This is a genomic window from Methanosarcina acetivorans C2A, assembly GCF_000007345.1.
Lineage (GTDB): Archaea > Halobacteriota > Methanosarcinia > Methanosarcinales > Methanosarcinaceae > Methanosarcina > Methanosarcina acetivorans.
On sequence record NC_003552.1, the window covers coordinates 5,258,954 to 5,272,670 of the forward strand.

Sequence of the window (13,717 nt, forward strand, 5' to 3'; positions counted from 1 at the left end):
TCAAACACCTTTTTTCCATCTTCGATCATGTTGAATATTATATGGAACCTTGTTACGTGAAAAGTCCAGCAAAGCCAGGTTTCAAAAAATGAAACTGGAAATTTCTCGAGATCTTACAGGGGACAGAAACAAAAGTAACAGACAAGTGATTCTTCCCAACTTAAAGTGCACAGCCACCTGAGTTTAACATATTTTCAGAGAATTTACAGCCGGAACTTAAGCTAAAAGCCGGAATACCATAAAGCAGTATCGTCAACCGGTTCCTCTAAAACTATTGACTTGTGTTGAACCATAAGAAAAGAAAATATAAAAAAAGCAGTTTTTGGATCATAAACATTAGTTTTTTAAGTTACACAGTCAATTTCCTTCCGTCGAATACCCCGTTAGTTTGCTACGAGGATGAAAAATTCTCAAACCAACCGTTGTTAGATAACTGGGTTATTGATAATATTTTCGAAGTAATTATTTATAATCACATGGGATTTTTGGGTTTACAGCTATCAGAACATTAATCCAGTATTCACCTTGTTGCAAAAATATTTTCTTATGTAAGAGAGCTGGATCATATGTTTACCAGCTTAAAATCGTAGTACATACTTATTGAGTATTCCCAAAAAGATGTAAAAAAAATCAGATTTATTGCATTAGCTCATCGGTGTGAAGTGATGAAAGCAGCTTCAAAGAGATTTTGATCATATTACCTTTAAGGTTCAAACTTATTATCATTTTTATTAGATTTATATCCTGTGACTTAGATACGTAATTGTCGGAAGTAGAAGTGTAAGACAGTTAAACTTATTGTAACCACATAGCGAACTTAGAGGGAACAAAAGTTGAGCTTATACTTCCCAGACGCTTCCTACATAAGTGCCAGTTAAACCCTGTATGAAAAAGGCAGGGAATAACTAATGCATCAGGAGTTTATGCGGAAGAGGCTGAGGATCGGTATTTTCCGCATGAACTCTAATCCCCTTCGTTGGTCATCGGTTAAGCATTAAATTCTCTTTCTTGTAAACCCACTTTTCGCAGTATTTTTCGTATAATCATTATTTTTCTTGCCATCGATTTTCGTCCTAACATGAATTTATTGGATTTCTGTGCAGGAGTCAAAAATAGCTATATGGTGTATTCAGAGACCAAAAAACGTAGTATTCAATTTTTATCAAAATCTTCTCTGTTTCTTTTTTTCAGTTTTCATGGGCAAGGTTGGCAAGGTTCATACTGAGTAGATAGTTATGGATTGAATTCTGTTATGGGCCTATATTCCGCAGTATTTTTTGAGAAACAATATTCTCCCGATAGCGTTTTTCAAAAATCCTCAAAAAAGAGAACCAAACTGAGAAAATGGTGCAGATACGAACATGAACGCAGCATGTTTGCTGCAAACATCGATTGGCATGAAAAACTCCGAGTTAGGGCTGCAAGTCTGTACCATTCCTGACGATTTATCAGGAAATGAGAATTGCAGGTGGAGAATATGTTCATTGTAACACGAAGAACACCATTAAAGCAGTTAATGAACCTGTCAGAGAATACTGAGGCGTATGCCCTTTAAGAGAGCTCATCATGGATCATGAATCATGGATCATGGAAGGGAGTTCGGAGCTCACAGAACCAATAAGAATGATTCATGGGATCGTGAGTTTAAAATAGATTGCCAATAGAAGCAAAATTCAGAATCGGAGGGGATTGTTTGGGTGGTGAAAAGATAGACAAAAGGAAAAAAGTTTCAAGGTAAAATGATTTCAGGACAAAACAAAAATAGTTCCATGAATTTTTTTTCAAAATATTGGGCAAAATTTGGAAATGGGATCGAAACAAGCAATGGCTCCTTTGTTGAAGTCCCCAATCTTCCTTATCATTCTCACATTTTCGGGATAACGGTTAGCCTGCCGCTTCAAGGAGGTCCGAATTCCTTTCCCGGACACACCCTAATCTGGACGTGACCGAGATTCCGCACAGGCTAACCAAACCCCTATGAAAACATAGGAGAAATAAGATTATGAAATCAGGAAATATAAAATTTTCGTAACTAACAGTAATTCCGACTGTCCTTGATAGAGTCATAAAAGTAGATAATGGCCAGCCATCATAAAAATTTCAGCGCAAAACTTCGCATTTCAGAAATATCCTCCAACTTTTGGGGACATTTCATCAAAACTATAACATGTTAAATTGTCGGAGAGCAGTAGGGATGAAGGAGGAGTCTATTCAAGTCGAACAATTCCATAAGTTACGAAAACTATTCTCCCATCCTGTGCTTTTATTATGAAAATGCAACTATAGTTAAAGTTACATCTTACCCTCCATACGAGTTATGAATTTTGATTTAGAATAATAAATTGTTAACATGACATAGATTGTTAACCTGACTTTGACAGTCCTCACTAACATGCTCATTTCATGGATTCAGCTTCTTCAAGCGTGATGTGCTACACAGCTTTGTACAATGTCATACTTGAAATATTTCTAGTGCATCGATTCCAAAATAGATCCATTGGTTAATAGAAAATTCATTGATCAATAGATCTATGCAAAACAAAGGCTTATGAACGTGCTTTGGTATCACAGTACCAGTTCATCGATTCTTGATTAATTCTTCTTTCTTTTAGACTATGATTCTTCCAGGCATTTCGTCCCTTTCTTCCAGTTTATATTTTCCATATAAGAATGACTGGATATTCATCAATCTGATCTATATGTTGACTAATTCATTCCCTTAATTCATGTACTGATTCGACTCTTAAACTGGCCAAAGTGTGGAAAAATTAAACCACCATTGAAAATAATGCCGTATATATGATTCAAAATCCGGTTTTTTCAGTACTAAAAATACTGTAAAGTTAGGGGACTGAATAAAATAGGGAAAGAAAAAATCCCGAAGAACTCTCTAATTTTTTTCGCAATTGGGGATATCGTTGTTAGTAATAAAGCTAAGGGTCATTAGCCAAATATTTTTATCTGTAAGAAAGCTTAACAGTTAACTGTTTGAGAAAGATATATTCGACAAATTCCTAAACTTAAAAAATGAATTTTCATTCCAACTCTTGAAGGTACAGGTAAAAAATTTCGGAAACAGAAAAATTTCCGGAACAGTCTTTCCAAATCCTTCAAAAAACCGGTTGTTCCAAACGCTTCGAAAAGGTCCGAAACCTCATCCTTTCGCAGCCTGATGCCTGAAGTGCAGAAGGCATTCTTTCGTATAGGACAACCGCCAACCCCATGAAAACAGAGGAGGTCTCAAAAAGATAAGAAACTACTGAACATATTTTTTTACTTTACACGGCTCCATGTCCAAAAGTTTCCTCTAATAAAAAGGATGTTTGGCGCTCCATGTCCAAATTTTTCCTCTAATAAAAAGGATGTTTGGCATGCCTCCGGGAAAAATTTGACGAACATTAAACGTCTTTACCGAAACGGGAATACATTATATTTTTTTGGATTTTTAATTCCATATTCAAGTAGGAAAATATAAAATTCAAAAGAAGTCAAAAAAAGCAAAGTAGAAAAAAGAAAAAGATTAACAGGCCGCCTCTGCTCCCTTCAAAGGTCCGAAAAGCTCTTGAAGTAGAAAACTTTGCCCGATCAAAAAATTCCTTAATTTTCAGGCAATCTTGGATTTCCGCGCAGACCGGCTGAACCCTATGAGAAAATAGGAGAAACTAAAATATGAACAAACATACATTGAAAATATTTCTGATTTGTCTAACATTGCTCCTGGTGACGGCTGCTCAGCCGGTACTGGGCTCCGACTGGGCTCAGTTCCAGAGAGATGTCTATAACACAGGTGTAACTGCAGACAGGGCCCCTATAACGGACCCTATGAACTCCACACTTTCCTGGGAGTATAAACTGGGAGCAAACGTTGATTCGGCTCCTATAGTGGCCGGAGACATGATGTATGCTCTGGCGGGTAACAATCACATCTATGCTTTTAACAGGACCACAGGCGAACTTGTCTGGGAAGAATCCACAAGTGGGAGTCTCGGCTTCCTTATCGGGAACGCAGCAGTTGGAAACGGAACAGTCTTTGTGCCAACGTCCAATGGGAAGATTTTTGCTTTTGACGCGCAAACAGGTAGCCCAAAGTGGAATAAAACCGTAAGCAGCTACACATATAATCAGATTGATACTCCTATTACTTATTCTGACGGCAAAATCTACTTCGGGGAAGCAATGGGACAATCCCGCAATTATTTCTGCCTGGACGAAAACGGCAACCAAGTCTGGAGCCGCCCTGCAACGACTAAAGTAAGCAGTCAGGGGCCCTACTATTGGGCAGGAGCTACAGTAATCGGGGACTACCTCGTTTATGGAGACAATGATGGACACATTGTTTCCGTGAATAAGGATACTGGAACTGACATTGCTGAAATAAATGTCTCTGAAGAGTTCGGGGTAGACTGTAAAGAAATCCGATCCTCAATCCTTTATGTTGAAGACCTGGGAAGAGTCTACTTCACGTCTACGGGAGGATACTGCTTTGCTCTTGGTTTTAACCCTGCCGACGGGACCTTTAAGACATCCGACAAACACAGTGTAAACATTGCCTATACCTCTACCACAACTCCTGCCTATTACAACGGAAGAATCTACATAGGTTCGGGAGAAATAATGAAAGCCAATGGAAATGGGGTTTATTGCCTTGATGCCGATCTGACCGGCGTGATCTGGAATTACCCTGTTGGCGGCACAGGTCTAGTTCAGTCTTCCCCGGCAATCTCCACATACTACGACAATGGGGACGGAGAAGTCTACATATACTTCACGGTAAACGCAAAACCCATAGGGGGCGTGTACTGTCTCAAGGACTTACCAGGTTCAACGAGCCCTGAACTTGTCTGGAGTTACGTCGAAAGTGGCAAAACAGACTTTTCTCTTCCGGGAGTCGCAATCTCTGATGGCTGGGTCTATTACGGAACCGACAACAAATACATCTTCGGACTCACAACTCCTGATTTGCAGGTTCCTGAAGCACCTACCGCTGACTTCAGCGCGACACCCGTTTCTGGAGAAGCACCTCTAACTGTCAGCTTCACCGATCTTTCCATGGGCGATGGAATTACCACCTGGGCATGGGACTTTGATTCCGACGGAAACGTGGACTCAAGCGAACAGAACCCAAGCTATACCTATAACGATGCAGGTAGCTATACCGTTAAACTGACTGTCAGCAACGAAAACGGTAGTGATGTCCTGGAAATTCCGGAAATGATCACAGTTAAAGAAACTGTAGTTTCCGACGATACATGGTACCAGTTCCACAAAGACGCACAGCACAGCGGGTATAGTAGCTCTGATGCTCCTGACAGCGCTGACCTTGCATGGATTGCCGAGCCTCTTAATAATACGTATTCCCTTGTTCCGAGTTCAAGCGTGGTTATTGCCGAAGGAATGGTCTTCGGGCTCTGCAACGGCCCTGTCGATGACTATGGTAACCCTCTGACTTCCGAGGGCCAGCTTGTTGCCTTTGACGAGAACACGGGAGAAGAAATCTGGAATGTAACCGTTATGGCTCCGGAATGGGGTTCATGGTCATGTCCTGCTTACGATGATGGAAAGGTTTTCGCATCTGCAGGGAAAAACACTTACTGTGTAAATGCTTCCACCGGAGATATCATCTGGACATTCCAGAACCCGAGTGAACTTGCATCATGTAACGGCGGCCCTTCAATAGGAGATGGAAAGGTATTTGCCAGCGACTGGGACGGAGGAAATTATTACTGTCTTGATGAAAACACGGGAGAACTTCTGTGGACTTTCAAGATAGATGGGCTCTATGCACAGTCTACTCCTGCTTACAAAGATGACAGGGTATATCTTTCAGGATGGACTACCGTAAATGCAGTCTACTGCGTAAATGCAACCACTGGAGAACTGATATGGGAAAATGAAGAGTTATCAAGCAACCCGTGCGGGTCCATAACAGTTACCGAGGAAGGGCTCTACCTTTCTATTTACAGTTTCGGGACAGAGGATGGGTTCTACAAGCTTGACCTGACCGACGGACATGAAATATGGGGAAGACCCGATATACCCCCTACGGATTCAACACCAGCTGTGGTAAATGGAAAAGTCTATTTGTCGGCGGGTACGGCAGGATACAGTGACCTCAATACCTATTGCCTGAATGCCTCTGACGGGAAAACAATATGGGTAACTGATTCTTCTGAGAATATAGGAGACTGGGTATGTTCACCTGCTGTTGCGGATGGAAAAGTCTTTACAGGAGGGGCAGCTGAAGGACTTTTTACTGGCTCTTCAACACTCTATGCTTTTGATGCAGAAACAGGAGCAGTGATCTGGAGTTATAAAGGCTGTGGAGGCTCACCGGCAGTTGCAGACGATATGGTATTCAGTACAGGAAGCGGAAAACTTTACGCTTTCAAAGAAGCAGAAGTACTTCTCCCTGAAGCAAAATTCAGCTCCAATGTGAGTTCAGGAGAAGCTCCCCTGACTGTCGGCTTCACCGACGAATCAACTGGAGAAGGCATCACAGCCTGGGAATGGGACTTTGACAACGACGGAAACGTGGATTCCATTGAGCAGAACCCGATCCATACTTATGACAATGCAGGCAGTTACACTGTCAACCTCACCGTGACCAGTGCAGAGGGAAGCGATTCCGAGGTGAAGGATGCATATATTGTTGTTAGCGAATCTCTGCCTGAATCTCCGGTTGCCAACTTTACAGCAACGCCTACATCTGGAAATGCCCCACTGACAGTGAACTTTACCGATGCATCAACCGGTACTGTCTCTTCCTATGCATGGGACTTTGACAACGACGGAACTGTTGATAGCACTGAACAGAGCCCCTCACATACCTATGCTGCAGTCGGTACTTATACTGTCAACCTTACAGTAACCGGGGCTGCAGGTAGTGATTCTGAGGTGAAAGTGGACCTTGTCGAGGTCTCAAAGTCCCTGGTGAATAGTTATTCTACTTCCATGAATAACACTAACCCCGGTGCTCCTGACCCCGCTATACCTGGTTTCGTTGGGCCTGATGGTGATGGTAAGTGCTTGGGTAGCGGGCCTAATAACGTGGTTAATCCGGCATTCTTGGAATGGGCTTCCGTTGTCGTCGATTATTCGCTTGCCAATCAGAGCATCAACCCAAATTTTGCTGACCCCGCCAAGGCTCTCGGCCCTGTGACTGGAAGCAACATGGATATCGTTTCCCTGGGAGACCTTGAAGAGAGTCAGCTCCTGGCCGGCGAGCAGCCGGGTTCGGTAACTTTCGGATTTGATGTGCCTATTGCTAACGGTGATGGTCCCGACCTGGCTCTCTTTGAGAATGGTTTCATGAGTGGTTCAGGGATATTTGCCGAGTTAGCCTTCGTGGAGGTATCCACAGATAACATCACCTTTGTGCGTTTCCCGGCTGTCTCGCTGACGCCTGGTTTGGTGGGAGGTTATGGGACAATTGATCCTACCAATGTGACCAATCTGGTGGGAAAGCATGTCAATGCTTATGGTAATTCGTGGGGTACACCGTTCGATCTCAGTTGCCTGGAGAACACAACAGAGGTCCTGAACGGTAGTGTGGATCTGAACGATATCAACTACGTGAGAGTAGTCGACATACCTGGCAACGGTTTCTTCAAGGATTCTCTTGGAAATCCCATCTACGATGCGTGGGTTACCTGGGGATCCGGGGGTCTGGATCTGGAGGCCGTTGGCGTAATTAATACAGCATATTTGCCGGTGTCTGCCGCCGAATTTTCTGTCAATGTGACTTCCGGATATGCCCCATTAACTGTCCAGTTCACCGACCAATCAACGTACAGCCCTACTTCCTGGGCATGGGACTTTGATAATGACGGTAATGTAGATAGTACTGAACAGAATCCCTCGTATACCTACGCAACTTCAGGAAATTATTCAGTCAATCTTACGGTCACGAATGCAGGCGGCAGTGACTCCGAGGTGAAAGAAGAGTATATCATCGTCAGTGAACCTCTCCCAGCACCACCCATTACAGCTTTCACAGCAACTCCTACTTCAGGTGATTCTCCGCTGACAGTCAACTTCACAGATGAATCTACAGGTATACCTTCATCGTGGGCCTGGGACTTTGATAATGACGGTTCGATTGACAGTACTGAGCAGAATCCCTCGTATACCTATACTTCAGCCGGAAATTACACGGTCAACCTTACGGTTGCCAATGCAGCTGGAAGCGATTCCGAGGTGAAGACCGATTATATCATGGTATCTGAATCTTCTACTCCTGCAGAACCTATTGCTATGTTTACTGCTGACGTAACCGGCGGGACTGTTCCTCTTACTGTGAATTTCACGGACCAGTCCGCAGGTTCCCCAACTTCCTGGTTCTGGGACTTCGGGGACGGAGCAAACTCAACTGAGCAGAACCCCTCTCATACGTACACATCAGCCGGAAATTACACTGTAAATCTGACTGTGGAAAGTGAAGCTGGTTCTGACTTTGAGTTAAAATCGGATTACATAGAAGTTTCCGAAGCTTCCGGGCCAACCGTTACTCTCTATTTCGACCCTGAAAATTCCTCAGTTGCAGAAAACGAATCTACTGAAATAAGTATCATTGCCAGCAATTTCCCTGCAGGTTTCTCAGGCTACAACATGACCGTTACTCTCGACGACCCGGCTGTTGCTGAGATAGTCGACATCGAGTACCCTTCCTGGGCTCTTATTACTGAAAACTCTTCCCTGCCAGCGACTTCTATCTACCTGAAGGCTGTTGACGGAGAAGATGCCGTTAAGGAAGGAGCAGCAGATGTTGTGCTTGCCACTCTCACGGTTTCTGGGAAGGAGAAAGGATCTGCGAACCTATCCATAGGAGTTGACCGTCTGGATGACGATTCAGGAAACGTCATCGAGCCGACATTTTTAACAGGAAAAATTGAGGTGACCCTTCTGTCCCCACTGCCGGGCCAGGAATATGCCCCCAGGGACCTTGACGGAGACGGACTCTACGAAGATCTTACCGGAAACGGGGAGTTCAGCTTCGTAGATGTAGTGGCATACTTCCACAACATGGACTGGATAGAGGAAAACATGCCGGTGGAGTACTTTGACTTCAACGGAAACGGAAGGATAGACTTTGATGATGTAGTGGACATGTTTGCAATGATCTGATTGAGGAGAAAAAGGGAATGAAAAAACAAGGGGAATAGAGAAAATTTTTCTCAAATTTCCCACAACTTTTTCCTTTCTTTTATTTAAAATATATTTATAGTGAGGTGATTCTTTGCAAAAAAGGTCCGGAGTTTTAATTTCAATACTTTTAGCTTTTGCTACCCTTCTTTCTGCCCTGATCTGTACTGGACTTGCAGAAGCTTCTCCTTCTCTTATAATAGAGCCATCGGAGGAAATTTCCCTGGGGACCGGGGAAATCTGTGAGCTGTCTCTGAGTGCGGATAGCCTGCCTGAAGGACTTTCTGGTTATAAGCTGACCGTGGAACTGAATGATCCGGATGTCGCTGAAATACAAGCCGTTAACTTTCCCGAGTGGGCGAGTCTGACTGATGTGTCCGAGCTTCCTGCTTCCTCCGTGAAGTTAAAAGCAGTCGACCTTCAGGAAGCCATAGACGGAGAGGCGGAAGATGTAGAACTTGCAGTCCTTACCTTAAAAGGGCTCGAAGGCGGATCTACCGGAATCACCGTCACAGTATCCAAAATGGATGACGACTCTGAGAATACGATCATCCTCGAAGGAGCGGAATATCCGAAAGAAGATGGAGGAGATTCGGAAGAAGATGGAGGAGATTCGGAAGAAGATGACGGAGATTCGGAAGAAAATACATCTGTCGAGGGCGATGTCGAAACTTCAGATAGTGTCAAAACTTCAGATCCTCTGAGTCAATCGGACAGTAGCACCATGTCAGTAATACAGGAAGATCCTAATGAAACCGCGGAGGAAATGAAAAACTCCGCTGATGAAAACTCCTCCTTAAAAAAGGAGGTAGAAATCTCAAGTTCCGAAACTTCCGATAGACAGGATAATCTCATAAACTCTGATGAGGAGGCTGATGAAAGTAAAAATGATACAGGTAACAGTACAGGAAACAGTACCCTTCCCGGGTTCGGATTCATCTATTCGATATCAGTTTTCGTTTTTTTTGTGGTAATTTACTCAAGATCAAAAAAATGAGAAAAATATAAAGGAATTTTATGGAAAGATTTAACATGAAACTAACAAGAAAAAAGTTTACAGGAAACTTACTGAGGAGCCTTGCAGTCCTTCTGCTGTTCAGCCTTGTTGTGTGTACGGCTGCCGGTGAAGAACTCTATTTTGAGCCCCAAGAGGCTGTTTTTTCAGATACCGGCTCCGTAGCAAGTCTGAGCCTTTATCTTGATCAAGCGCCTTCCGGGCTTGCAGGATACAAACTTAATCTCAGTATAAGCGATCCTTCAGTTGCCCAGATAACGGGAGTGGAGTTCCCCTCCTGGTCAGGCATAAATAATAGTTCAAGTCTTCCGGCGGATTTGGTCCAGATCAAAGCTGTTGATCTGGAAGAAAAAATAAATGCAGGAGATTTAGATGTCTTTTTAGGTACGGTAACTGTAGAATCCCTCGCTTCCGGGGAAGCAAATCTCACCGTATCCGTTGACCGGTTGGATGATGACTCCGAAAATACGATCTCTGTCACCGTCCGGGAAGCAAAACTGACTTCTGGAACGACTTCCGAGAACCCGGTTGTTTCTATTCTTCCGGCAGAATCTACCCTTTCTTCGGGCGCATCCCAGGTCTTTGAGATCAGGGCGGATAAATTCACAGAAGGTATTTCTGGCTATGACTTTAACCTCACCCTCGAGAATCCGGCTGTTGGAAAGTTCACGAGTGTGGAGTATCCCTCCTGGGTTGGTCTTTCGGAAAACTCCAGTATGCCCAATACTTCGATAAAAGTAAAAGCGGTGGATACTAACGACGTTGTTAAGGCTGGTGATGAAAACGTTCTCCTGGCAAATGTCACTTTTGTGGCTGAAACTCCGGGGGAAAGTGAAATATCTCTTACTTTCAACCGCCTGGATGACGATTCAGGCAGTAACATAAACGCCGCCACTGAAGCATCAAGTATTAAGGTTCAGGGTTCTTCAACTCTGCCTGTCGCCAAATTCACTGCAACTCCTACTTCCGGAGATTCCCCCCTGACTGTCCAGTTCACTGATGAGTCTACCGGCTCGCCTACTGCCTGGGCATGGGACTTTGACAATGACGGAAATGTGGACTCTACAGAGCAGAACCCGAGTTACACTTATTCCGATGCAGGCATCTATACCGTTAAACTGACTGTCAGCAACGAAAACGGTAGTGATGTCCTGGAAATTCTGGAAATGATCACAGTTAAAGAAACTGTAGTTTCCGAGGATGCCTGGTACCAGTTCCACAAAGACGCACAGCACAGCGGATATAGTAGCTCTGATGCTCCTGACAGCGCTAACCTTGCCTGGATTGCCGAGCCTCTTAATAATACGTATTCCCTTGTTCCGAGTTCAAGCGTGGTTATTGCCGAAGGAATGGTCTTCGGACTCTGCAACGGCCCTGTCGACGAATATGGTAACCCTCTGACTTCAGAAGGCCAGCTTGTTGCCTTTGACGAGGAAACAGGAGAAGAAATCTGGAATGTAACCGTAATGGCGCCAGAATGGGGTTCATGGTCATGTCCTGCTTACGATGATGGAAAGGTTTTCGCATCTGCAGGGAAAAACACTTACTGTGTAAATGCTTCCACCGGAGATATCATCTGGACATTCCAGAACCCGAGTGAACTTGCATCATGTAACGGCGGCCCTTCAATAGGAGATGGAAAGGTATTTGCCAGCGACTGGGACGGAGGAAATTATTACTGTCTTGATGAAAACACGGGAGAACTTCTGTGGACTTTCAAGATAGATGGGCTCTATGCACAGTCTACTCCTGCTTACAAAGATGACAGGGTATATCTTTCAGGATGGACTACCGTAAATGCAGTCTACTGCGTAAATGCAACCACTGGAGAACTGATATGGGAAAATGAAGAGTTATCAAGCAACCCGTGCGGGTCCATAACAGTTACCGAGGAAGGGCTCTACCTTTCTATTTACAGTTTCGGGACAGAGGATGGGTTCTACAAGCTTGACCTGACCGACGGACATGAAATATGGGGAAGACCCGATATACCCCCTACGGATTCAACACCAGCTGTGGTAAATGGAAAAGTCTATTTGTCGGCGGGTACGGCAGGATACAGTGACCTCAATACCTATTGCCTGAATGCCTCTGACGGGAAAACAATATGGGTAACTGATTCTTCTGAGAATATAGGAGACTGGGTATGTTCACCTGCTGTTGCGGATGGAAAAGTCTTTACAGGAGGGGCAGCTGAAGGACTCTTTACTGGCTCTTCAACACTCTATGCTTTTGATGCAGAAACAGGAGCAGTGATCTGGAGTTATAAAGGCTGTGGAGGCTCACCGGCAGTTGCAGACGATATGGTATTCAGTACAGGAAGCGGAAAACTTTACGCTTTCAAGGAAGCAGAAGTACTTCTCCCTGAAGCAAAATTCAGCTCCAATGTAAGTTCAGGAGAAGCACCCCTGACTGTCGGCTTCACCGACGAATCAACTGGAGAAGGCATCACAGCCTGGGAATGGGACTTTGACAACGACGGAAACGTGGATTCCACAGAGCAGAACCCGGTCCATACTTATGACAATGCAGGCAGTTACACTGTCAACCTCACCGTGACCAGTGCAGAGGGAAGCGACTCTGAAGTAAAGATGGACTATATCAATGTTTCTGAGTCCTCAACACCTGGAGAGCCTGAACCAGTTGCTGCTTTCATTGCAAATGTGACTAGTGGCACTGCTCCTCTAACCGTTAATTTCACGGACCAGTCCACAGGTTCACCTACTTCATGGGAATGGGACTTTGACAACGACGGAAATGTGGATTCCACAGAGCAGAACCCGGTCCATACTTACACTGCCGCAGGTAATTACACCGTTAGCCTCACGGTTACAAACGCAGAGGGAAGCGACTCTGAAGTAAAAGCTGATTATATCACTGTTTCTGAGGCCTCAACACCTGTAGAACCTGAACCAGTTGCTGCTTTCACTGCGGATGTAACGAGTGGTACTGCTCCTCTAACCGTTAATTTCACGGACCAATCCACAGGTTCACCTACTGCCTGGGCATGGGACTTTGACAACGACGGAAATGTGGATTCCACAGAGCAGAACCCGAGCTACACTTATAACGATGCAGGCAGCTACACCGTGAACCTCACAGTTACAAACGCAGAGGGAAGCAATTCCGAAGTGAAGACTGAGTATATCACGGTTGAGGAAGCTTCTTCAGGGAGCCAGAACGGGTCATCAAGTGTGTCCCTGAATGTAACCATTGTTCCAGTGATTTCCCTTGAGGTCTCTCCTTCAGCCCTGGATTTCGGGGAACTGTACCCTGGAAAAACCAGTGAGCTCCAGTATCTAACTCTCAAAAACAGAGGGAGCTGTGACATAAATGTTACAGCCGTAGTCTGCGACTGCTCTGCTGAAGATGAGCTTTTCAGCCAGGGACTGCTACTGGACTCTCAGCTATGGAATAATTACTGGAAAGTAGTAGGAAAGAACAGTCAGGAAAACACTTCAGTAGCTCTGCAGGTTCCGGCTGATTATGCCGGTTCCGGAAACAAAAAAGGGAGTATAACCTTCTGGGCGGAAGCAGCCGAATAAGGCTGTTTTCTCCCAT

At 44.4% G+C, this 13,717-nt stretch carries 3 protein-coding genes and 1 pseudogene; all 4 read left to right on the forward strand.

What is annotated here, in order from left to right; genetic code table 11:
* Nucleotides 1–1,312 precede the first annotated feature (1,312 nt).
* Nucleotides 1,313–1,649: pseudogene (locus tag MA_RS29070) on the forward strand (IS481 family transposase); the annotation flags it as partial.
* Nucleotides 1,650–3,669: 2,020 nt separating this feature from the next.
* Nucleotides 3,670–9,123 (forward strand): PKD domain-containing protein, encoded by a 5,454-nt coding sequence (locus tag MA_RS26120; protein ID WP_011024178.1) that lies wholly within the window; start codon nt 3,670–3,672, stop codon nt 9,121–9,123.
* 112 nt (nt 9,124–9,235) lie between these two features.
* Complete coding sequence (locus MA_RS22440; RefSeq protein WP_011024179.1) at nt 9,236–10,138, forward strand: hypothetical protein; 903 nt, start codon at nt 9,236–9,238, stop codon at nt 10,136–10,138.
* 35 nt (nt 10,139–10,173) lie between these two features.
* On the forward strand, nt 10,174–13,701 hold the full coding sequence (locus tag MA_RS22445; RefSeq protein WP_226990689.1) for a PKD domain-containing protein: 3,528 nt from the start codon (nt 10,174–10,176) through the stop codon (nt 13,699–13,701).
* Nucleotides 13,702–13,717 lie beyond the last annotated feature (16 nt).

What these genes read in the sequence shown, in the direction of transcription:
- MA_RS26120 (WP_011024178.1), top strand. Translation starts at nt 3,670, where the DNA reads ATGAACAAACATACATTGAAAATATTTCTGATTTGTCTAACATTGCTC.
- MA_RS22445 (WP_226990689.1), top strand. Translation starts at nt 10,174, where the DNA reads ATGAAACTAACAAGAAAAAAGTTTACAGGAAACTTACTGAGGAGCCTT.